Here is a 22,765-nt window from a genome sequence, read left to right as displayed (position 1 = left end):
GAGCATATCTCATGAGGGGTTAGAATATGGCGAGCTTTACGTTCGCATGATTTTCCACGTGGCCCAACGCCAATATGCTAATATTTATTCACCAATATTAGTGAAGTCTCTATTTTATTTCAGAGTGTTCTCAATGCATCGGCGGCGCTTTGCTGCAGCAAGCGGGCGGTCGACGCGAGCCCGACGGCCATTACGAGGATGAGGGCCAGAGCGCAGACGGTCGCGATGGCGCCGACGTCGAAGCTCCAGGTCACGCGCAGCACAATGGTAACGAGGATGAGCGAACCCATCGTACCCAAGAGAACACCGGAAATCATTGTTACCACGCCCAAAACAAAATATTCGAATGCCATGACGCTGATGATCTCTATGCGGCGTGCACCCAATATCTTTAGGAGGACTGCCTGATAGCGCTGCCTTCGATGAGTGGAGCCTATGGCTGCTGCCAGGACGACGAGGCTCGAGGCAATTGTCACGCCAGCGATGACGATCACGCCGGCGGCGAGCTTGTCGAGAACGTCCTTGGCCTGTCGAACCATCGCAGCGACCGAGATGGGTGTGACGTTCGGCAAGGCCTCGGCCACCGCTGCCATCAGCTTCGGTTCGGTATCCTTTGGTGCGTCCACCGTGGCGACGATCGTATGGGGTGCGGCCGAAATGAACCCAGGGCTCATGATAAAGAGGAACTCGAGCCGTCCGCTGGTAAAGTCGATATCCTTGCGGAGATTGACGATCTTTGCTTCGACGACCCGTCCCAGAATGTTGAGGCCGATTGTGTCGCCAAGCTTGAGCCCAAAGCCCCGCGCGTACTCAACACCCATCGAAACGAGAGGCGGTCCGTCATAGTCAGGAGGCCACCACGTCCCCTCAACGAGATCGGCATCCGGCGGCTGGGTCGAACTGTAGGTAACGCCTCGGTCGCGCTGCAATGTCCAACGGACGTTTTCGGCAATGCCGGCTTCCTCGGCGGTCCTGCCATTAAACCGGACAATTCGGGCGCGGAGTTGCGGCGCTGCCTGTATGATCGACGCGCCGGGAGTTGCCTCGATGATCGCGGTAAATCTAGCAAGTTGATCCGGCTGGATATCTATGTAGACGCTGCTGGGTGCGCGCTTTGGAACGGCATTGTCAATCGCAGCCTCGAGCGCTCGTTCCGTCAAGAGGATGGCTGTTAGAACGGCGAGCCCGGCTCCTAGAGCGATGGTTATGCCAACGGTGTGGCTGCCTTTGCGCGTAAGTGTCCGAACCGCAATCCTGAAGGAAATCGGGCCCCATCCACTCGCATTCGACAAGAGCGAAACGAGCAATCTGGCCAGGATCGTCAAAAGTAGGGTTGTGACGATGATAGCGACAATGAAAAGCGACGCCATAAGCGGGCGCGGCACGCTAAAGATAATCAAAAGCCCAAGCATCATTGCCGAGATGCAGATACCCGTTCTTGCTGCCACAGTCGGAGCCGATCCCGCCGCATCGGCGCCATCGCGAAAGAGCGAGGCTGGCGTAGCCTGCAACGCACCGGCCACAGGCGCGAATCCGAAGAGCGCCGTGGTCAACAGGCCGGCGGAGCCAGCGATCAGGAGAGGCGGAAGAGAGAGGCTATAGGAAAAGCCGATCGGCAGAGCATCTTGTAGCATGAATAAGAGCGCCGCCGGCACCACTAGCCCGACGAGCAGGCCGCCGAGCGTGCCGGCCGTTCCTAGAAAAAAGACCTGCATCGCATAAGCAAGGCCGATCTGAGCCGAACTGCCGCCGAGGCAGTGGAGGATCGCAATGTGTCTCATACGTAGGGCTAGATAGCTTTGCACCGTCAAGCCGATGCCGATGCCTCCGACCAGAAGAATGGTCAGGCCGGCCAGGGTCAGATAGGTGGCGAATTGATCGGTAAAGCGTGCCAGCCCAGGTTGCACATCGAGACTTGTCCTGAGCCGCCAAGACGCATCGGGATAGCGTTTTTTGAGGTCCGCGCTAATCTGAGTAATCGACTGACCGGGCGCTACCACCAGGCGATAATCATAGGAGATCATGGCGCCCGGCTGGACGATGCCGGTTTGCGTAAGGCCGATCGTGGTCAGAACAACCCGGGGGCCGATATTGATCAAGCCCCCGAGTCCATCCGGCTGGTGCTGAATGATAGCGCGCAGCGTGAAGGTCTTGGCTCCGATCGTGAAACGTTGGCCCGGTTCCAGTCCTAGTCGCGCTGCAAAAGCGGTCTCGGCCACCGCTCCATCGTCGGCGATCGCCTGTTGTAGAGGCATGTCGGGGGACAGGGCCACGCTGCCCAGGAGCGGGTAGGCGCCGTCCACTGCCTGGATAGCGACCGGCGCGCGACGACCCGCCGCTTCGGCAGTGGAACTCACCCGCACCACGAGGCTGACCTCGCTCGATTGCGGTCGGATCAAATTGAATGCCGACGGTTCTAAAGGCTGCGACGGGTTTTCAATCTCGATATCGCCGCCAAGGAGAACTCGAGCATCGCGGGCGATGGAACTGGTTACGGAACCATTCACGAGGCCGACGGCGGCTATGGCCGCCACGCCGAGCGTGAGGCTTGCCCAAAAGAAAAGGAGACTCGACCCGGCGCCACGCAATTCACGTCGTGCTAACGCTAGTGCCAGTCGCCAATCCGCGCTCGTCATCTATGCCTCGGTCACGGGATTGCGATCGCTTTCCGTCTGGATGTTATCCTCGTTAAGTATGCCATCCGCCATTCTCAGACGGCGATGACAATGCGCCGCAAGCCGCTCGTCGTGCGTGATCATGACCAATGTCATCCCAAGACGCGCTTGCGATGCGAACATCAGGTCGACGATCTCCCGACCGGTAGCGGCATCGAGATTGCCCGTGGGCTCGTCGGCCAGGATGAGGTCCGGTTCGTTGATCAATGCCCTGGCCAGCGCCACCCGCTGTTGCTCGCCACCGGAGAGCTGCGAGGGGTAGTGATGAAGCCGCTGTTCCAAGCCTATCTCTCCCAAAAGTCCTGCCGCGGCACGCGTCGCGTTGGCTCTACCCGCGAGTTCGCTTGGCAGGGCCACATTCTCCAGCGCCGTCATCGTTGGAATGAGATGGAAGGACTGGAAAAGAATACCCACGTGGCGACGACGGAAGAGCGCCAGTTCGTCTTCGCTCATCGTCCCCAGATCGTGGCCAGCCACCTGGACAGTGCCACTGGTCGGACGTTCGATGCCACCGATCAGGGCGAGGAGGCTGGACTTTCCCGAACCCGAAGGTCCAACAATGCTGAGCGACGTGGCGCGTCCCACATCGAGTTTGACGCCGTTGAGAATGGATACGGCGCCAGCAGTGCTGTTGAGGCTCAACCTCACATCGCGAAGGTGGATCATGCGAATCACGGCCAGCTTTGGGGACGGACACGGCTGGCGCTTGAGCTGGCGCCTACTGCTACTCGTGGGATTCTTATGGCTTACGCCCGACGGAACCAGGGGAAGCTTAAAAAAAGCCCTGGCGGGCCAGGAGTGCAAAATCGCTATTCTTGGCGATTCTCTGACCGCGGGTTATGGCGTGGCGGCCGCCGAGGCGTTGCCCTCGATGCTCGATCAGGCTTTGAAGAGGCGCGGCTTTGACTGCGCGATTGAGGACGCGGGTGTCTCGGGTGACACATCGGCAGGCGGGCTGGCGCGCGTGGATTGGGTGATGGCGGACAAGCCCAGTCACCTTATCGTGGAGTTGGGGGGTAATGACGGATTACGTGCGTTGCCCGTCGACCAGCTCGAGCGGAATCTGGCGGAGATCATCAAGCACGCCCAGTCGGTCGGCGCCAAAGTCGCGCTTCTCGGGATCGTCGCCCCGCCCAATCTCGGCATTTCTTACACCGAATCGTTCAGGGCCGTCTTCCGACGGCTAGCTGATCAATTCGAGATTCCTCTTTATCCATTTCTCCTCGATAGGGTCATCACCGATCCGGATTTGATGCAGGCGGACCGCATCCACCCCAATGCCAAAGGGGTGGCTCATATCACAGAAAATATCTTGCCGTTTATAACGTCATGGTTGAATGCAACAGGTGTTGCCGGCGAGAGTCATTGACGTCGGATTTGCCTTAATGCACCTTCGACCCCGGATCGCTTGGCCCTAGGGTCTCGGCGATGGCGGTCTTACCCCAGGCTTGGAATTCTATTCACAGCGTGTTGATCAACGCGTGGATAATTGTGTTTTTCCGCCATCAATGTGGATAAGCCTGTGTGTCAGTACGGGATCAGTGCTGGCTAGGCCCCTCTTTGCGCCGACGGTTTGAAGAAGTAGCTTGATGATAAGCAAAACGGCGGTCGAGCCGCCGACATGCAGGGCGCGCCGAAGGAGATGGTCATGGGGGAAGTCTACAAAGTGCCGACGGCCTGGAGCCGTGATAGCCTTTGTAATCTTGCCGACTATCAGCGGTTGTACAGGCAATCCCTTGAGGATTCAGACACGTTTTGGCGAGAGCAGGCCAAGACCCTGAAATGGGACAAGCTCCCAACCCGGATCAAGAATGTGTCCTTCGTCGATCCGGTCAGCATCAAGTGGTTCGAGGACGGTGAGCTTAACGTCTCCGTGAACTGCGTTGACAGGCACCTCAAGGATCGTGCCGACCAGGTTGCGATCATCTGGGAGAGTGATGATCCCGGCGTCGATCGCAAGATCACCTATCGCGAGCTTCACGAAAAGGTCTGCCGCCTTGCAAACGTCTTGAAGGACCAGGGCATCAAGGCCGGCGATTGCGTTACGATCTATCTGCCGATGATCCCAGAGGCGGCCTATGCGATGCTCGCATGCGCCCGCATCGGGGCGATGCATTCGGTTGTCTTTGGAGGCTTCTCGCCTGACAGCTTGGCTGACCGAATCGATGATTCCGGTGCCAAGCTGGTCATCACGGCAGACGCCGGGGTGCGGGGCGGCAAACATGTGCCCCTGAAGGCCAATGCCGATGCCGCGCTGAAACGTACGACCCAGCAGCCCCGCCTTCTCGTCTTCAATCACGCGGGAACGGCCGTGGAGATGGTCTCAGGCCGCGATTTCGACGCTACCGATCTGATGGCGGAGGCTTCGCCTTTCTGCGAGCCGGTGGCTTTCAACGCTGAGCAGCCACTTTTCATCCTCTACACCTCGGGGTCGACCGGTAAGCCGAAAGGCGTTCTCCACACGTCGGGAGGTTATCTCCTTTATGCGTCCATGACACATCGCTATGTCTTCGACTATCAGGACGGGGATATCTACTGGTGTACGGCGGATGTGGGGTGGGTGACCGGCCACAGCTACATCGTCTACGGGCCACTGGCGAACGGGGCGACGACCCTTATGTTCGAGGGCATCCCGAGCTACCCGACGATATCGCGCTTCTGGGAAGTGATCGACAAGCACAAAGTATCGATCTTCTACACGGCCCCGACAGCAATTCGCGCCCTAATGCAGCAGGGTGACGATCCTGTAAGGCGAACGAGCCGTCAATCCTTGCGCCTTCTTGGCAGCGTGGGCGAGCCTATCAATCCGGAGGCATGGCGTTGGTATTACCGCGTAGTCGGTGACGAGCGGTGTCCCATCGTTGACACGTGGTGGCAAACGGAGACGGGCGGGATCTTGATCACACCGTTGCCGGGAGCGACCGATCTTAAACCGGGATCCGCGACATTGCCGTTTTTTGGTGTCGATCCGGCGATCGTAGACGGAGAAGGGCGCGAGCTTGCGGGTGTGACCGAAGGCAATTTGATCATTCGCGACAGCTGGCCCGGACAGATGCGTACCGTGTTCGGTGACCATGAGAGGTTTGTCCAGACTTATTTCTCGACGTTCAAAGGCGCTTATTTCACGGGCGATGGCGCCCGACGTGACGAGGATGGCTATTACTGGATCACTGGTCGTGTCGACGACGTGATCAATGTCTCCGGTCATCGATTGGGTACCGCTGAGATCGAAAGTGCCCTCGTGGCGCATGAGGCGGTATCAGAGGCAGCGGTTGTAGGTTTTCCGCACGACCTCAAAGGGCAGGGCATCTTCTGCTACGTGACCTTGCAGAAGGGTATTGAGCCCGCCGAGGCTTTGCGCAAAGAGCTTGTCGCCTGGGTCCGCAGAGAGATCGGCCCAATCGCGACGCCTGATATCATCCAATGGGCACCGAGCCTCCCGAAAACTCGGTCAGGCAAGATCATGAGGCGTATCCTCCGCAAGATCGCCGCCAACGAGTTCGACAATCTTGGCGACGTGACCACGCTGGCCGAACCGGCCGTCGTGGAGGAGCTCATCACTGAGCGTCGAACGTTCTGAGATAAGTACGGGCTAGCCCAATGAACCTTATTGGGGCAGCCCGTCGAGTTCAGCAGCGATAATGGCCCCACGTGCAGCCATGAAGTAGAGCGCCATGTGATGGGTTGGCTCACGTGGATGGGCCGACGTGGGCGGAAGTCCCAGAAATTTTGCCGTTTCCGACGAGAGATCGTAGGTCGCACAGGCCGGCTCGAATGCAACGACATCAGTGAGAGTCGGGAAACAGTTGTGATTTCGTGCCGACAGCATCGTGAGAACGAAATCCATAACGCAGATATCTGTGCAGATCCCGACGACGATGACCGACTTCAATCGATGGACGTTCACCCAGTCGACGACCTTGTTGTGTGTCGCGCCGTGCAGCCCCTTGCCGCAAGCCATCTCCATCGCCCCCACAAACCCGTTGATGCAATCTTTGCGGATCAACGTGACGTCAGGGTCCTCTTCCAGCCAGGCGAGTTCGTCCACAAGCAATTCCTCGCCGGTCCCTCGTTCGCAATGAGGCGGGTAAGGGGGCTCTGGCTTTCCGGCCTCATGAGTGTCGAGGAAGGCTAGGACAGGTTTATCGTCCCCGCGAAATTGACGTGCTAACCGGCTGGTTCGCTCGATCATTGCAGCGATGCGTTCGTCTGCGACGCGAGGGGCCAGATTGCCGGCGCCGACGGTGCAAAATCCGTTTACCTCATCCACGATGACAAGGCCGACGTCGTTGCTGTCGATCTTGTAGGTGACCGCCTGAACCGGCAGCGCGGCTTGCATCTGATGCGTGATTTCGCTGTTCGCCATCATGTCACCTCTAGGGCGGCCCTTTGCCTTCGCCCGCCCCGCTGTTAGGGAGCGACAAGGTAAGACCTATTACATACTCCTGGTAGGGACGATTGCTATGCGGGTTGGCATCATCGGGTGCGGTGGTCGGATGGGCCGTCTGCTACTGGCCGAAGTGCTCGATGATGAGCGCCTTCAGCTCGGTGGCGGTCTGGTGCGAAAGGGAAGCAATCTTGCCGGCCAGGATGCTGGCGTGGCTATAGGCCGTGCTCCCGTTGGAGTGACGTTAAGCGTCGATCCTGAGATCATCTTTGCTCAGAACGATGTCGTCGTCGATTTCTCGACGCCAGGAGCTTCGCTGGAGCATGCGACGATCGCAGCGGCCCGAGGCAAGCCGCTTGTCATCGGGACGACAGGTATTCCGGCCCACGAGGAAGTTGCTATCCGCCAGGAAGCCGAGAGAACGGCGATCGTGCTGGCGGCAAATACAAGCGTCGGCGTGATATTGCTGGCTGAACTAGTTCAGCGCGTGGCGGCGGTGCTCGATGACGATTTCGACATCGAGATCGTCGAAATGCATCATCGCCGTAAAGTCGACGCTCCCTCGGGCACGGCGCTCTTGTTAGGTGATGCCGCAGCTAAAGGAAGAGGCGTCGATCTTCAGACATCAAGCGTGCGCGCGCGCGACGGTCATACGGGTGCCCGCATCGCTGGTGCGATCGGCTTCGCGGCATTGCGCGGTGGTGATGTCGTGGGAGATCACAGCGTCTATTTTGCCGGCGATGGCGAGCGGCTGGTTCTCAGTCATCTGGCGAGTGATCGGAGAATTTACGCCAAGGGTGCCATTCGAGCCGCGCGTTGGCTCATCGATCGCTCAGCTGGCTTCTACACGATGCGTGACGTGCTGGGATTCAGCGACGACTGACCGGTGTCGGAAGCGCGGATCGAAGTGCCGTAGCCAGCCCCTGCTTTTCGTCTGCTGTCAGGAAGCTGCCGATTTCGATCGAGCTGCCCTGAGCGAGGAGCACGAGTTTCCTGATCATCCCGTCCTGGCCCATGTCGAGGGCAACCTGAAGGTTCCTAGCGTCGGCGGTCCATGGCGGCGTGTTGGAGCCTGCCCGACTGACGGAAATCGTTGATCCCTGAATGGAGATCGTTTCTTGTCGTTTTGCCCTTCGCCGAATGATTATAAAGGCTATGCAGAGCCCCAGCGTGTCGATCCCGAAGAAAGGCGAAACTGGCCACGCACCCGCCGCGGCCATGAGGACACCGCCAACGATACCGATTGCACATGCGCAAGCCATGACGACAAGGCTTGCTTGGCGCGGCAATGGCGGGTTGGGATAAGCGCTGAAACTGACGGTGGGGCGGTGGAGATCCTGAGCCTTCATGTCCAATCCCAATCGTCCATCGCTTGAGAACGCCGAGGTGCTGGTGAACGCTCCACATTTGCGACAATCACCTTCCCGCAGGAAGGCTGGACGAAAACCACTTCGACGCGATCCTGAGAGAATCAACCTCATATTTTCGCGGTTCCAGGGCGCTTGCGCCGAGCCCAAATCGGAACTTGTTTATACCGACCCGTTCACCTTGTTGGTAGCTGTCGTTCTTTCGGCGCAAGCGACGGATGCCAGCGTCAACAAGGCAACTCCGGCTCTGTTCCAGGCCGCGCCATCGCCAGCGGCGATGGCTTCGCTCGGCGAGGAAGGCATCCGCGAACATATCAAGTCGATCGGTCTATACCGCACTAAAGCCAAGGCATTGGCGGAGCTCTCACGCCTGCTCGTTAGAGAGCATAATGGAATTGTTCCGCAAAGCCGAGAGGCGCTCGAGGCCCTGCCAGGCGTAGGCCGCAAAACGGCTAACGTTGTCCTCAATATTGCCTTCGGTCATCCTACACTTGCTGTCGATACGCATATTTTCCGGGTGAGCAATCGTACGGGCCTCTCACCGGGACGAACGGTGCGCGAGGTTGAAGAGGGTTTGCTCCGCGTGATCCCCGAGCGTTATCTTCAGCACGCCCATCATTGGCTCATCCTGCACGGTCGTTACGTCTGCAAGGCCCGACGGCCGGAATGCGGGCGTTGCCTCATTCAAGATCTTTGCGACTATGATCCAGCTATAGATTCTCCGGCGGTCGTAATGGACGCACGATAATTCCACGTGGCCAACGATTGCTCGTATTGTTAATTTATATGTAAGGGGAAGCGTTGATGAAAGAGTCCCTTGAGCCGGTGCTGGAGCGCATCGGCCAGGATTTTGATGCCAGCACTCAGCGTCTCCTCGAATTGCTGGCCATTCCAAGTGTGGGCACGGATCCCGCTCACCATGCCGATACGCGGCGCGCCGCTAGTTGGCTGAAAGATTATCTCGGTACATTGGGATTTGAAGCCGGTCTGCGCGAGACGCCCGGGCATCCTATCGTGGTTGCACATGCCGGTAGCAAGCGAGCGGACGTGCCGCATCTGCTCTATTATGGCCACTACGACGTCCAGCCGGCCGATCCGCTGGAGCTTTGGCAAACCCCACCATTCGAGCCGACCCTCGTCGAAGGGACTCACGGTCCGCGTGTAGTTGCCCGCGGTGCTGTCGACGATAAGGGGCAGGTCATGACCTTCATCCAGGCGATGGCAGCATGGCGTGCGGTCCATGGGGATTATCCGGCGCGAATCACCATTCTTCTCGAGGGCGAGGAGGAAAGCGGCAGTTCCAATCTTAGTGCTTTTTTGGCCGAACATGCTGATGAGTTGCGCGCTGATGTCTGCGTCATATCCGATACCGGCATGCTTGCCGTCGATAAGCCAGCCATCACTTATATGCTGCGTGGGCTAGCCTATTTCGAAGTGACGATCTGGGGCCCACGTCAAGATCTTCATTCGGGAATCTATGGCGGCGCTGTCCCCAACCCAATCAACGTTTTGGCCCGGCTCCTGGCCGGCCTCCACGACGCCAACGGGCGCGTTGCTATTCCGGGATTCTACGACGACGTCGTCGAGCCATCGGCCGAAGAGTTGGCGGGCTGGGCCGGCATCGCGGTCGATGAGCAAGGATTTCTGGCAGAGGCCGGTTTGACAGAGTCCAGCGGCGAAGCAGGGCGAACCCTTCTCGAGCGGGTATGGTCGAGGCCGACCTGTGACGTTAACGGAATATGGGGTGGTTATACCGCCGAAGGCGCCAAAACGGTCATTCCGTCGCATGCATCGGCAAAAATGTCATTCAGGCTCGTCCCGGGGCAAGAGCCAGAGAAGATAGTCTCGGCTGTGCGGGCGTATTTTACTGAGAAGCTGCCATCAGGCTGCCGGCTGGATCTGAAGGAAATGGGAGCTTCTCCCGCCATTCGCGTCGCCACCGAATCAGCTTTCCTTCAACTCGCACGGCAAGCCCTGAGCCGGGTGTTCGACCAGAAGCCGGTGCTGATAGGTTGTGGCGGATCGATCCCCGTGGTCGGCGCGATGAAGTCGCTGCTAGGTCTCGAAAGCCTGTTGCTCGGATTCGGGCTCGACGATGACAAGGTGCACGGGCCAAACGAGAAATTCGAATTGGTCTGCTATCGTCGTGGCATCGAGGCACACGCTGCATTCCTGGCCGCGCTAGCAGCAACAAGCGTCGATGCTATTAAACGTTAAAGCGAAAATGGCAGATGTCGCCGTCTTTCATGACGTAATCACGACCTTCAAGCCGCATCCTGCCGGCTTCCTTGGCGCCCTGTTCGCCACCCAGCCTGACGAAATCGTCATAGGCGACAATCTCGGCAGCAATGAAGCCCTTTTGAAAGTCCGTGTGGATGACGCCGGCAGCCTCTGGAGCTGTAGCGCCTTGTTCGACCGTCCAAGCTCGCGCTTCCTTCGGTCCGACCGTGATAAAGGTCAGCAGTCCCAACAGCGAGTAGCCTTCGCGAATGACACGGTTCAGTCCCGGCTCATCAAGGTCCAGCGTCTGCAGAAATTCATCACGCTCGCCCTTGCCCAATTGCGCCAACTGGGCCTCGATTTCGGCTGAGATAACGACGTGCCTTGATCCCTCGTTGGCCGCCATCGCCGCCACGCGTTCGGTCCAGATGTTGCCGGACGCTGCGGCGTCTTCATCTACATTGCAGACATAAAGGACCGGCTTGGCGGTCAAAAGATGCAGGCCCGATAGGAGTGCACACTCGTCCGACGACAGAGCGAGACGGCGCGCCGAGGTGCCATCTTCCATCTGCGGAAGAACACGGTCGAGCAGGTCAAGCCTCGCTTTCGCCTCTTTGTCCTGTGCCTTCGCCCGCTTCGCCAAGCCATCGCGTTGCCGCGCCAAGCTCTCGATGTCCGCCAGTAGCAGCTCGGTTTCGATCAACTCGGCATCGCGTAAGGGATCGACGTTTCCCTCGACGTGAGTGATATCGTCATTCTCAAAGCATCGGAGCACATGGAGAATGGCGTCCGTCTCGCGAATGGCAGCCAGAAACTGATTGCCAAGACCTTCGCCTTTCGAAGCACCGCGGACCAACCCGGCAATGTCTCGGATTTCGATCTGAGTCGGAATGGTCTTTGCGGACTTCGCCAGGCCGGCGACGATATCCAGGCGCTTATCCGGGACGGGGACACGACCCGTGTTAGGTTCGATCGTGCAAAACGGATAATTCGCGGCCGCTGCGGCCACCGTTTCCGTCAAGGCATTGAAAAGCGTCGACTTGCCAACATTGGGCAGGCCAACGATACCGCAGGTAAATCCCATTTTAGCTGCCCGAGTCTGCTGGCTTATCTGTTATAATCTTCTTTGGCGGCTGGGTCGCAAGCGCCACCTTGCTCATGAAGGCTGCGTCTTGTCCTTGTGCAAGCAAAGGGGAGGCGTTGACCAAGGCATCAAGAAATGGATCTAGCCAAGTGCGTTCGACCTTACTGAAGTCTCCGAGAACATGGCCAAGCACGCGATCTTTGTGGCCGGGATGGCCTATTCCCAGGCGTACCCGTTTGAAGGCTCGTGTGCCGATGCAGGCTTCGATGCTGCGAAGGCCATTATGGCCCGCGGTCCCGCCACCCTCCTTCACGCGCAACTTGCCCGGTGCCAGATCCAGCTCGTCGTGAAACACGATGACGTCGGCAGCATGGAGTTTGTGGAAATGATAGGCGGCGGCGACAGAACGACCAGACTCATTCATGAACGTAAGCGGCTCGAGAAGCAGCACGCGCTCGCCGCCGATGGCGATGTCCGCATACCGGCCCTGGTATTTGCTGCGCCATCTCCCGCCCAGCTTTTCGGCCAGTCTATCGAGCGCCATGAAACCGATGTTATGGCGATTCCCGGCATATTGCGCGCCGGGATTGCCAAGGCCGACAAACAGTCTCATCGCGCCTGATCAGCGAAGTCAGCCGTTGTCGTCTGACGTCTCGGAAGCGGCTTCGCTCGACTGTGCCTCGGCAACGGCGGCGACTTCTTCTTCGTCCTGTGCCGTAGGCACAGTTGGCGGTACGACCGAGGCAACGGTGAAATCGAGGTCGTGGATCGCGAGTTCTACCCCTGCCGGGAGAGCCACGGCGCTGATATGAATCGAGTCGCCGATGTCGTAGCCTTCAAGGTCAACCACCAAGTGTTCCGGGATTGCATCAGCCGGGCAGGTGAGCTGCACCTCGTGGCGCACGATATTCAGAACGCCACCGTTCCTTAGACCCTTCGACTTATCTTCGTTGACAAAGTGGACAGCGACCGGAACGTCCACCTTTGCCCCTTTTTCCGCGCGGATGAAATCGACGTGCAAGGGTACATCGGTTACCGGATGAAGCTGCGCTTCGCGAGCAAGCACACTCGCCTTTGAACCGTTGACGTCGAGCTCGAATATTGTGCTGAAGAAGCGGGCGTTGATATCAAGCTGGTGCTTAATTTCCTTGAAATCGATCGCAATCATTTCAGGGGCTGCGCCACCGCCATAGATGATGGCGGGCACCTTGCCGGCTCGGCGAAGCTGGCGAGCTGGCCCTTTGCCTGTGGCAGTGCGAGACTGGGCGTTGAGCGTAACGGATGCGGACATTCAAGCAACTCCTTGCCCCTCCGGTTTGCGGTCCGCCAGCTCACTGGCACCCTCCCGGACAGACGGTTTCACTAATTAAACTACTTCAGTCGAACAAACTGGAGACCGAACTCTCGCTGCTTATTCTGCTGATGGCCTCACCCATGAGACGAGCCATCGAAAGCACGCGAATTTTTTCCGTAACCCGGACCGCCTCTGTCGGTCGAATTGAGTCGGTGATCACCAGCCGATCCAACGCGCTGGAAGCAACTTTAGCCACGGCACCCCCTGAGAGGACACCGTGGGTCACATAGGCTTCCACAGAGATCGCGCCATTATCGAGCAGGGCACGTGCCGCGTTGCAGAGCGTACCGCCGCTATCGATGATGTCGTCGATCAAGACGCATCGTTGGCCTTTGACGTCACCGATGACGTGCATCACCTCTGATACGCCAGCGCGCTCGCGGCGCTTGTCTATGATCGCAAGGCCCACGTCAAGTTTCTTTGCAAAGCCGCGCGCCCGCGTGACGCCACCTACATCTGGTGAGACGACCGTGAGATTCTCGGTTCCCGTCTTCTCGAGAATGTCCGGAACCATCAGTGGCGTCGAGAACAGATTGTCGAGTGGGATATCGAAAAACCCCTGGATCTGGCCGGCATGCAACTCCATCGTCAAGACGCGATGGGCGCCCGCCTCCGTCAGCAGGTTCGCAACGAGCTTGGCCGATATCGGTGTGCGCGCCGCCGATTTCCGATCCTGCCGCGCATATCCAAAATAGGGCATGACGGCGGTGATCCTGCGCGCCGACGCGCGCTTCAGCGCGTCGATCATCACCAGCAATTCCATGAGATTGTCGTTAGCGGGATAGGATGTCGACTGGATGATGAAGACGTCCTCGCCGCGGACGTTTTCATGGATCTCGACAAAGACTTCCATATCCGCGAATCGGTGGACGGTGGCTTTGGTCAGCTCGCACCGCAACGACGCGGCGATAGCCTCGGCTAAGGGCCGGTTGCTGTTGCCGGCAAGCAATTTCATCGACTGACGTCCAAGCGAAAGGCACTGCAGGAAGCGACGCGCTCTTAGCAAACGCCAAGTCCCCCGTAAATGCCGCGGTGAACCTGCTACTCCGCCACGCGTGCTTTGCTCTCGCTGGTTGGCGGGGAAAGTAGAAAGGGCGCCCCATCAAGGCGCCCTTTCGATCTTTTAGGTTCCCGGTTGAGGCGTCGGCTCGACTCCACCAGGATCGCCGCCTTCGACAGGCCTGGTCGTCGGCACCGAGCCTCGCTTTCCGCTTGAGCCCGAGCCTGGCCGAGCGACATCGAAATGCTGCTTCTTTATTTCGGGCAAGGGCTCGCCGCGCATAAGTGCGCCGATATCGTCACCTGAAAGCGTCTCATGCTCAAGAAGCGCTGACGCCATTGTATGCAGAGTATCAAGACGTTCGGTCAGAACCTGTCTTGCCTTCTCCAGCCCCTCGCTGATGAGACGGCGGATTTCCATATCAATCTGCTGCGCCGTCGATTCTGAGACATTTTTCGACTGGGTCACGGAATGGCCGAGAAACACTTCCTGGGTGTTTTCGTCATAGCCAACGGGTCCGAGCGAGTCGCTCATCCCCCATTGTGTGACCATGTGACGCGCAATCTTCGTCGCCTGCTGAATGTCCGAGGCTGCACCATTGGTCACGCGTTCGCGACCGAAAATCAGCTCCTCGGCCATACGTCCAGCCATCGCCACGGCGATGCGGCTGGTTAGCCACTCTCGCGTCAGGGACAGTCGATCGCGCTCAGGTAATTGCTGCACCAGCCCCAGGGCCCGGCCACGCGGGATGATGGTGGCCTTATGGATCGGATCGGATGATGGCATGACCCAGGCAAGAATAGCGTGGCCCGACTCATGGTAGGCGGTCAGGCGCTTCTCTTCCTCGGTCATGACCATCGACCGTCGTTCCGCTCCCATCATCACCTTATCCTTGGCCGACTCGAAATCGACCATGGTGACGACACGCTTGCCTGCACGAGCCGCCATCAACGCGGCCTCGTTGACAATGTTAGCGAGATCCGCCCCCGAGAACCCCGGTGTGCCGCGGGCTATGATCTTGGTATCCACATCGGGACCGACCCGAATCTTCTTGACGTGGACGTTCAAAATCTTTTCGCGTCCGAGGACGTCGGGATTGGGCACCACAACCTGACGATCGAAACGACCCGGTCGAAGTAGTGCGGGATCAAGGACGTCCGGACGGTTAGTGGCTGCGATCAGGATGACGCCTTCGTTGGCCTCAAAGCCATCCATCTCAACCAGCAGCTGGTTGAGTGTCTGCTCGCGTTCATCATTACCGCCGCCAAGGCCTGCGCCGCGATGACGACCGACAGCATCAATCTCGTCGATGAAGACGATGCAGGGGGCGTGCTTCTTGGCCTGCTCGAACATGTCGCGGACGCGCGACGCGCCGACGCCGACGAACATTTCGACGAAATCGGAACCTGAGATCGTGAAGAACGGTACGTTGGCCTCGCCGGCGATGGCACGCGCCAGCAGGGTTTTACCGGTACCCGGAGGTCCAACCAACAGACAGCCCTTCGGGATACGACCGCCCACCTGCTGGAATTTCTGAGGGTTCTTCAAGAATTCGACGATTTCCTGAAGCTCTTCCTTTGCCTCGTCGATGCCGGCGACATCGGAGAAGGTCACGCGACCATGCTTCTCGGTCAGCAGTCTGGCGCGGGATTTGCCAAATCCCATGGCTTTCCCGCCGCCCGACTGCATCTGGCGCATGAAGAAGATCCAGACACCGATCAGAAGCAGCATCGGGAACCAGGAGACCAGCACACCTAACAACGAGGGCATGTTGTCATCTACAGGCACCGCCGTAATACGGGCGCCGCTCGCCGTCAGGCGATCCACCAAGCCGGGATCGTCCGGCGCATAGGTCGAGAACGTCCTGCCGTCCTGGAGCTTCCCGGTAATCGAGTTGCCTTGGATCTGGACATCGCTTACTCGATTGGCCTCGATGTGCGCGAGGAAATCGGAGAATGGGATATTGCTCTGCGGCCCGCGCGAGGATGGGCTTTGGAACAGATTGAACAGAGCGATCAGCAGCAGGCCGATGATCACCCATAGGGCCAAATTCTTACTAAAGTTATTCACCGTCCTGCCCGCCGTGATCGCTTCTCACCAGAGATGGCCCCACGAAACTGTCCAACCATTCGTCACATGTCAGCTTAAATAAGAACTGATCGCCGATCCTACAACAAGGGCGAGTGATGTGGCCCGCTAGTTAGCGGCACACGAGGACGCCATAAACAGGCTAGCCCGCCCATGGGACGGCCGTCTACAGCACACGCAAGAGTTGGCGTACCCCATAGACCATTCTCTCGCATCACGACCGGTAGGCTGTTGGCGATGGATGCGGCGATACCACGGCGACGCATGGCAGCTCGCAGGGCTTCCGCTCCTTTGGTTGCGAGCATAGCTCCCAGAGGCAGAATGGAGCAGGGGAGGTGACCGTCATCAAGACAGAGGAGAAAACGGCCGTCCCAGAGTTGCTGCGACGCCGGCTCTAGCCGCAGCGGAGACGTCGGTATGCGAGACCATTCACGCCAGATTATGATCTTGTCGCCCCGTACTCGGGCCAAGGTGCCGTGCAGCGAGGCACTGCCCCTTTGCGATATCGAGCTCATGAACCGGTCCAAGGCGGCATGGGGCGGAAGATAGATCTTACCGCCAATCGCGCGCAGCACCGTGCCGACGGCGTAGCGGCCGATGATCGTTTCCGCTGCCTCAAAGGCTGGCCAGTCGAGGATGGCCCAGCCTTCCGGGCGGAACTGCGTATGATGCGCCAAAAGATATGCCGAATCGGATTCCAGCCTTCGACGTTGCTGGGCGGCCTGGGAGTCCGCAGGCCATTCGCCTGTGAAAGCCTGATCGCTTAGATTCCGCAGGCGATTACGCTCGAAGCGAGGGGATCGATTACTCGGATCTTCAAGCCAACCCAAATCGCGTCGTCGAAGTGTCGCTTCGATTCGTGCTCTCGGCAATGACAACAGCGGGCGAATAACTCGAATCTCCCGAGTTTCGCGAAGATCGGCCATGCCGCTAAGGCCGACGAAATACCTGCCGCGAGCGGCGCGCATCCGTACCGTCTCGCACTGATCGTTCGCCTGATGGCCCAGGGCCAAATGCATGAAGCCATGCTGCAGGCAAGCAGCTTCGAGGAGTCGGTAGCGTGCTTCGCGAGCCCGCTCCTGCAGATTGCCACCTAGGCGCGCTTCATCCCAAGTGAGGATTTCGCAATCTATCTCAAGTCGCTTTAGCGTATCCGCTACCTGGGCGGCTTCCCCGGTCGATTCAGGCCTTAGGCGGTGATCGACGTGGAAGGCCATCAAGGAGCCGTCTTGAGATTTGACCCATTCGGCGAGGAGGACAGCAAGGCAAAGACTGTCGGCTCCCCCAGATACCGCAGCGGCGACACGCGGAGACTTCTCGAAAGGCTCAAGGCCGCCGATAAGTCGCGCGAAGGTGTCGGCGTCTATGGGCGCGGCGTCAGCTGCATTTCGCCGTGACGCGCTCACGAGCTGCTGTCTGCTTGATAGCTGCGGCTGCATTAGGGTAGCGCTTGTCGAGTTCGCCATAGATCTGGCAGGCCTTGTCCTTGTCGCCGTTAGCGGCAAGAGACATTCCCAACTTTAAAAGCGTATCCGGCGCCTTGGGGGCTTCGGGGCCATAAGCGCGATAGTTCTTGGCGAACGTCGCCGCGGCATTTTGATAGTCCTTGGACACATAGTAGGTCTCGCCGAGCCAATAGGCGGCATTCGGCGCCAGCGGATCGTTCGGGTAGCGTGTCGTTATATTTTCGAAAACGGATCTGGCCGAATCCCATTGTCCCTGCTGCATAAGCTGGAGTGCGGCATCATATTGCTGCTTGGCCGGTGCGGTCGGATTGATCGAAGCAGCGCGGGCCGCCGTCCGCTGCTGCTCATCAGAAGACGGCTCGTTGAAGCTGGATTTCGGCAGTGTTCCCAGGCTCTGCTGCCCGCGATTGCTCTCTTGCATGTCTGTTTTGCCGGTGGAAGTACCTTCCTCACCAGCGCTATTCGCCGTGCTGGCTGTGGCTGACTGATCTCCTTGCGACGTCGCCTTAGCCTCGGGTGATGACTCTTTGCCGAGCTTATCAAGCTGCTGTTGCAACTGCCGATTTTGATACTGTAGTCGCTCGATTTCACCCTGCATCTGACGCATCTGCTCTTCCACCTGGCCAAGCCGCACGACCGCGTCTTGTTGCACGGCCTGCGCCACCACCAGAGGAGGGGGCTCTCCGAAGGATTGCCCCGACATTCCGAGAATGAAGCAACCCGAAAGCATCACGCTGCCGAAGATGAGGCGGCAGCCCCTCGCAGGTCGTTGGCTGGCCAAAGAGCGGGTCTCTTTAATAGCCGGTGTTGACTACTGTCACGGCGCGACGGTTCAGGGCATAGGCGTTTTCGTCTTTGCCTGCATCAGCGGGCCGTTCTTCACCGTATGAGACGGTGTTGATACGGGAGGCAGGGACGCCTGAGGCAACGAGATAGGCTTTAGCGGCTGCAGCACGGCGTTCGCCAAGGGCCAAATTGTACTCCCGCGTGCCGCGCTCGTCAGTATGGCCTTCGACGGTAACCGCGACGTTGCCGAACTGCTTGAGCCAAGCGCTCTGGCGATCGAGTGTCTGTTGGCCAGCTTGATCGACCGACGAGCTATCGTAGCCAAAATAGACTCTGTCGCCGACATTCACCTCCAGGTCCTGCTGACTGCCGGGAACCGATGAACCGTTTGTGGCTCCTAGATTACTGCCGCCAATCCCGCCATTGCCGTAGCCGGCATTGGCGCCGAGATTGCCGGTGGCACCGCCGGTTCCACCCGCGGTCGTATCGTCGTTGCCGGTGCACGCTGCAAGCATTGCACTGGCCGCCAGCAGCGTGATGAGCTTCACTCTCATACTTGAGTACCCCGTTCTCTTTATTCAATCATTAGATCAAACCGCCGAACGAGCGATGCTCTTCGGGCAGGCGCTGGTGAGCTCCACTCACGCCTGGGTTTATGGCAAGACCGCCGACCAATCGGGATCGGAAGCATCAAGCGGCGTGGGCAGCTGGCGCTCGTTGTATCCGTTCGAGTCAATGCTGAACAGACGTGAGCGATCACCACTCTGGCGAGAAAATACGATTACCCTGCCGTTGGGGGCCCAGTTCGGACTTTGATCTCGATAGCTGCGGGTTATCAACCTCTCGTCACTTCCGTCGGGCCGCATCAAACCGACATGGAACATGCCTCCCTGGATGTTTGTGAAGGCGATGAAATCACCTCTTGGCGACCAGGCCGGATCGCCGTAACGACCGTTTCCGAAGCTGATGCGCTGCGCGCCGCCTCCGCTGGAACCCATAACGTAGAGTTGGGGGATGCCACCACGGTCCGAAACGAATACTATACGGCTGCCGTCCGGCGAATAGCTGGGAGAGGTATCGATGGCGCTGCCGCTCGTGATGGGGCGAAGCGAGCGGGATCCTATGTCCACCCGGTAGATATCGGAATTGCCCTCTCGGGCGACCGTGACCAGAAGGCTGTCGCTACTTGGTGCAAATCTGGGCGCGAACGCCGTACCGCCGAAATCTCCAAGGGAGATTTCCTGACCAGTTGCAATCGTTCGTACATAGATGGTCGGACGGCCACCTCTATAGGCCATGTAGGCAATCTGACGGGTATCCGGTGAGAACCGAGGTGTCAGGACCAGAGAGTTCCCGTCCGTGAGGAAGGCGTGGTTGGCCCCATCTTGATCCATGATGGCCAGCCGCTTGACCTTCTGCTTGGCCGGTCCCGTCTCGCTGATATAGCAAATGCGCGTGTCGAAATATCCCGCATCGCCGGTGAGCCGACGATAGATCTCGTCGGCGATTTTGTGCGCCAAACGTCGCCACTGCGCCGAGGTGGCATCATATCTCATGCCCGTAAGCTGCGTACCGGCATAGACATCCCAAAGTCGAAACTCGACCCCTATCGTGCCGCCATTATCCTGCACACGACCTGTGACGAGCGCCTGCGCATTAATCTGCCGCCAATCGGGAAAACGCGGTGCCGCATCGGCGAGTTCTTGAGGTGACTGGATGAATGCAGCTTGGTCGATAGGGCGAAAGAGTCCGGACCCAGCGAGATCGGTTGTGATCACCCCGGCGATCTGGGTCCCCATCGGGCTGCCGGCCATTGGGCTGATCGCAATCGGCATCGGCTCGACCTTGCCGCGATTGACCTCGACTTGGAGTTGCGCGTGGGCGCTGCCGAAGGGAAGTGCCGAACCGGCGGCCATTGCCGCCGCACCTCTTAAAAGTCCACGTCTCAACATCGAGGGGCTCATCCCGAGAGGGCCTGCTTCGGGTCGAAGGTCACGATCATTTGGCGCCATTGATTATAGAGCTCCGCGGGCAAATTCAGCTTGCAGCTTCTGGCAGCGCGTATGGCACTCTCGGCCACGGCACGCGACGCCGGATTGCTCATCAAGCTATTGTCGACAAGGGCGGCCGCCGTTGCCGTGCCGTCCTTGTTCAAGACGACGTTGACCTTGAAGGGATTGACTTCATTAGCACCGGGCGTCCCAGGACTAATGCTCCAGCAATCGTTCAGCTGTCGCTGTGCCGACGCCGCCAATCCCGCGATTTGATCTGCACTCGCGGTCGCCGGCGCATCGCCCGCCTTGTTCGTGGCGATCTCTTTGCTGGTCCCGGTGGCTTTGCGTTGATTTGGGTCCTGGGAGCGCTTCGGTGTCTCGGAGACGCTCTTTAAAAGTGCATCAAATGTGTCGTCTTTTGCGTTCGATTTGGCCGATGCGCTGGGCTTGGCGTCGGGTTTCTTGGCCGGATCGACCTGCTTGGCGTCCGATTTCGTGTCGCCTTTCTTGGCGGGCGTCGGCTTATCGGGAGGGGGCTCCTCGGCACTTGCCGCCTGTTTGTCTGGCGTTGGTTTGCGAGGAGCGGGCTTAACATCCGGCGCTGCCGCCTTCGTTGGCTCGGAGGGCTTGGGAACCGGCGTCTCTTTGGCGACCTCGACAGGCTTTTCCGCCGGCCGAGGCGCTGGCGTGGGCGCCGCAACTTGTGGCTCGGCCTTGGGGGGCACTGCCTTGGCCGGCGGTGTTTGCGGCTGAGGCTCGGGCTTATCTTCCGTTACGACAGGGCGTTGCGCGGGCGCGGGAACGTCCGCGGGCTTGGGCGGGGCCACACGCTCGGCACTTTCCGTGCGTGTCGAAGGGTTGGGTGCTGATGCCTCACGCTTGGGAACAGGTGCGGCTTCTGAGGGTGGCGGAGCCGCCTTGACGGGCGCTCTCGATGGCGGACCAGTTACAATTTCGACGGCAATGGGCTGATCCTCCGGCAGACGGTTCGGTCGCCAATAAAGACCGAGGCCGACTACCAGGAGCACCGCGAGGTGAAACATGAGGGAGTAGAGCAGGGGGCGGCGCATCGGATTCAACCGCTCCATCGAGTAGCCCGGCCGCAATTCACCGTTGTGATCCTGGCGCTTGCGTGGCCGCATGCCTCGCACCCGGCTCGGTTAGGAGCGCGATGTTTGAGAAACCCGACTGGCTCACGCTGCCGAAGATCTGCATCATCCTACCGTAGTCGAGCGTTCGATCTCCCCGAAGAAAGATACGAGTATCCTTCTTTTCCTTCGTGATCGCCAGGAGCTTTGAGGCAAGGTCGTCGAAACCGGTCTCGCTATCTTGGATATAGATCTTGCCGTCGGCAGCCACGGTAATGGTCAAAGGCTCGTCTTGCCCTGATAAAGGCGAACTCGTGGCGTCCGGCAGATTGACCTGTACGCCGGAGGTCAGCATCGGTGCAGCCACCATGAAGACGATCAGAAGGACGAGCATGACGTCGACGAATGGCGTCACGTTGATGTCCGACATCTGCCGTCGGCCGCGCTTGCCGCGCCTGCTGCCTGTAACTCGCTTTTGAATGCCGCCGGCCATCGCTCTTAGCCGAACCGCTTAGCGTCGAGCTCTCGGCTGACGACGACTGAAAACTCGTCCGTGAAGCTCGACAGTCGTTCCGCATAGCGATCGAGTGCGTAGGAGAGTTTGTTATAGGCGACGACAGCGGGAATCGCTGCCACCAACCCCATCGCTGTGGCGAAGAGGGCTTCGGCAATGCCTGGGGCCACGACGGCCAGAGTCGTGTTCTTGGTTGCCGCTATAGACTGGAAGCTATTCATGATGCCCCAGACCGTGCCGAAAAGGCCCACGAACGGGGCGACGGCACCGATGGTCGCTAGCGAAGGCAGATGCTTTTCCAGCGATTGCACTTCCCGATCCATGGTAAGCGACATGACGCGCCCCACGCGCTCAAGGAGGCTAGCCTGCGCCGCGGTCTCGGAGCTTGAAGGCGACTCGCGCCATTCATCCATGGCCGTAGCGAACATCAAGGCCATCGGATGGTCAGGACGCTTGCCGAGCCGGCGATACAGATCGTCGAGTGGTGCGCCCGACCAAAAATTGCGCTCGAAGGCCGTGGCCAAGCGCTGCAGGCGGGCAAATCTGAAGCCCTTTTCAAACACCACAGCCCAGCACCACAAGGACGCACAAAGAAGCAGTATCATGACCGCCTTGACGATCAGATCTGCCTCCAGGATCAGATGAAGTATGCTGGGCGTGGCAACGCTCGCCAAGCCAGCCGTGGTGACTGCGCTCTGTTCCATCGTTTTTCGGCTTTCTCGCCCAACGTGACGTCACCGGG

Annotated in this window: 21 protein-coding genes; 5 read left to right on the top strand and 16 right to left on the bottom strand. The window is 59.1% G+C overall.

Going from position 1 to position 22,765, the window contains the following annotated elements:
• Positions 1 to 119: 119 nt before the first annotated feature.
• Together CFB17_RS05675 and CFB17_RS05670 are read right to left on the bottom strand one after the other, a co-directional pair.
• Positions 120 to 2,636: an ABC transporter permease gene (locus CFB17_RS05675; protein ID WP_088560432.1), complete on the bottom strand. Its 2,517-nt coding sequence runs from the start codon at positions 2,634 to 2,636 to the stop codon at positions 120 to 122.
• Complete coding sequence (locus CFB17_RS05670; protein ID WP_088560431.1) at positions 2,637 to 3,341, bottom strand: ABC transporter ATP-binding protein; 705 nt, start codon at positions 3,339 to 3,341, stop codon at positions 2,637 to 2,639. It abuts the gene before it with no gap.
• A gap of 40 nt (positions 3,342 to 3,381) precedes the next feature.
• On the opposite strand from CFB17_RS05670, the gene CFB17_RS05665 reads away from it, so the two are divergent.
• Positions 3,382 to 4,044 carry an arylesterase gene (locus tag CFB17_RS05665; RefSeq protein WP_243389752.1) on the top strand — a complete coding sequence of 221 codons (663 nt, stop codon included), beginning with the start codon at positions 3,382 to 3,384 and terminating at the stop codon, positions 4,042 to 4,044.
• A 273-nt stretch (positions 4,045 to 4,317) separates the two neighbouring features.
• Positions 4,318 to 6,255, top strand: a complete 1,938-nt coding sequence (gene acs, locus CFB17_RS05660) for an acetate--CoA ligase (protein ID WP_407642386.1) — start codon at positions 4,318 to 4,320, stop codon at positions 6,253 to 6,255.
• A 27-nt stretch (positions 6,256 to 6,282) separates the two neighbouring features.
• Here the strand turns inward: acs and CFB17_RS05655 are convergent, their stop codons facing one another.
• On the bottom strand, positions 6,283 to 7,041 hold the full coding sequence (locus tag CFB17_RS05655; protein WP_243389751.1) for an isochorismatase family protein: 759 nt from the start codon (positions 7,039 to 7,041) through the stop codon (positions 6,283 to 6,285).
• Between the two features lie 97 nt (positions 7,042 to 7,138).
• Here CFB17_RS05655 and dapB point away from each other — a divergent pair, with 97 nt between their 5' ends.
• Entirely contained in the window at positions 7,139 to 7,945 is an 807-nt protein-coding gene (gene dapB, locus CFB17_RS05650; protein ID WP_088560428.1) for a 4-hydroxy-tetrahydrodipicolinate reductase, read from the top strand.
• On the opposite strand, the gene CFB17_RS05645 is transcribed toward dapB, so the two are convergent.
• Positions 7,932 to 8,411: a DUF2244 domain-containing protein gene (locus CFB17_RS05645; protein ID WP_165769447.1), complete on the bottom strand. Its 480-nt coding sequence runs from the start codon at positions 8,409 to 8,411 to the stop codon at positions 7,932 to 7,934. The two genes, dapB and CFB17_RS05645, sit on opposite strands and share 14 nt — an antisense overlap.
• Between CFB17_RS05645 and nth the strand changes: the two genes are divergently transcribed.
• Positions 8,410 to 9,177, top strand: a complete 768-nt coding sequence (gene nth / locus CFB17_RS05640; protein ID WP_088560591.1) for an endonuclease III — start codon at positions 8,410 to 8,412, stop codon at positions 9,175 to 9,177. The two genes, CFB17_RS05645 and nth, sit on opposite strands and share 2 nt — an antisense overlap.
• Positions 9,178 to 9,233: 56 nt before the next feature.
• Entirely contained in the window at positions 9,234 to 10,646 is a 1,413-nt protein-coding gene (locus tag CFB17_RS05635) for a dipeptidase (RefSeq protein ID WP_088560426.1), read from the top strand.
• On the opposite strand, the gene ychF is transcribed toward CFB17_RS05635, so the two are convergent.
• The 12 genes from ychF to tolQ all read right to left on the bottom strand — a co-directional run bounded on the left by ychF (position 10,636) and on the right by tolQ (position 22,727).
• The gene (gene ychF, locus CFB17_RS05630; protein ID WP_088560425.1) at positions 10,636 to 11,733 is read right to left on the bottom strand and encodes a redox-regulated ATPase YchF; all 1,098 of its coding nucleotides are present in this window, start codon (positions 11,731 to 11,733) and stop codon (positions 10,636 to 10,638) included. The genes CFB17_RS05635 and ychF overlap by 11 nt on opposite strands.
• Before the next feature lies 1 nt (position 11,734).
• Entirely contained in the window at positions 11,735 to 12,346 is a 612-nt protein-coding gene (gene pth / locus CFB17_RS05625) for an aminoacyl-tRNA hydrolase (RefSeq protein WP_088560424.1), read from the bottom strand.
• Between the two features lie 18 nt (positions 12,347 to 12,364).
• Entirely contained in the window at positions 12,365 to 13,024 is a 660-nt protein-coding gene (locus tag CFB17_RS05620) for a 50S ribosomal protein L25/general stress protein Ctc (protein WP_088560423.1), read from the bottom strand.
• Positions 13,025 to 13,109: 85 nt separating this feature from the next.
• A complete protein-coding gene (locus tag CFB17_RS05615) occupies positions 13,110 to 14,042 on the bottom strand; it encodes a ribose-phosphate pyrophosphokinase (protein ID WP_088560422.1) in 933 nt (310 codons plus the stop codon).
• 168 nt (positions 14,043 to 14,210) lie between these two features.
• Entirely contained in the window at positions 14,211 to 16,157 is a 1,947-nt protein-coding gene (gene ftsH, locus CFB17_RS05610) for an ATP-dependent zinc metalloprotease FtsH (RefSeq protein ID WP_088560421.1), read from the bottom strand.
• 98 nt (positions 16,158 to 16,255) lie between these two features.
• Complete coding sequence (gene tilS / locus CFB17_RS20035; RefSeq protein ID WP_407642381.1) at positions 16,256 to 17,614, bottom strand: tRNA lysidine(34) synthetase TilS; 1,359 nt, start codon at positions 17,612 to 17,614, stop codon at positions 16,256 to 16,258.
• Complete coding sequence (gene ybgF / locus CFB17_RS05600) at positions 17,553 to 18,422, bottom strand: tol-pal system protein YbgF (protein ID WP_088560419.1); 870 nt, start codon at positions 18,420 to 18,422, stop codon at positions 17,553 to 17,555. Before ybgF ends, tilS begins: the two co-directional genes overlap by 62 nt.
• Before the next feature lie 13 nt (positions 18,423 to 18,435).
• The gene (gene pal / locus CFB17_RS05595; protein WP_088560418.1) at positions 18,436 to 18,981 is read right to left on the bottom strand and encodes a peptidoglycan-associated lipoprotein Pal; all 546 of its coding nucleotides are present in this window, start codon (positions 18,979 to 18,981) and stop codon (positions 18,436 to 18,438) included.
• Positions 18,982 to 19,080: 99 nt separating this feature from the next.
• On the bottom strand, positions 19,081 to 20,343 hold the full coding sequence (tolB, locus tag CFB17_RS05590; RefSeq protein WP_243389750.1) for a Tol-Pal system beta propeller repeat protein TolB: 1,263 nt from the start codon (positions 20,341 to 20,343) through the stop codon (positions 19,081 to 19,083).
• 44 nt (positions 20,344 to 20,387) lie between these two features.
• Positions 20,388 to 21,563: a cell envelope integrity protein TolA gene (locus CFB17_RS05585; RefSeq protein WP_133063847.1), complete on the bottom strand. Its 1,176-nt coding sequence runs from the start codon at positions 21,561 to 21,563 to the stop codon at positions 20,388 to 20,390.
• Positions 21,529 to 21,939, bottom strand: coding sequence for a protein TolR (tolR, locus tag CFB17_RS05580; protein ID WP_243389749.1), 411 nt, complete (start codon positions 21,937 to 21,939; stop codon positions 21,529 to 21,531). Before tolR ends, CFB17_RS05585 begins: the two co-directional genes overlap by 35 nt.
• Before the next feature lie 68 nt (positions 21,940 to 22,007).
• Positions 22,008 to 22,727 carry a protein TolQ gene (gene tolQ / locus CFB17_RS05575; RefSeq protein ID WP_088560414.1) on the bottom strand — a complete coding sequence of 240 codons (720 nt, stop codon included), beginning with the start codon at positions 22,725 to 22,727 and terminating at the stop codon, positions 22,008 to 22,010.
• Between the last annotated feature and the right edge of the window lie 38 nt (positions 22,728 to 22,765).

The organism is Arboricoccus pini (assembly GCF_900187945.1).
GTDB lineage: Bacteria > Pseudomonadota > Alphaproteobacteria > Geminicoccales > Geminicoccaceae > Arboricoccus > Arboricoccus pini.
The sequence above is the reverse complement of the archived record's forward strand: the minus strand, read 5'-3'. Positions and strand labels throughout refer to the sequence as shown.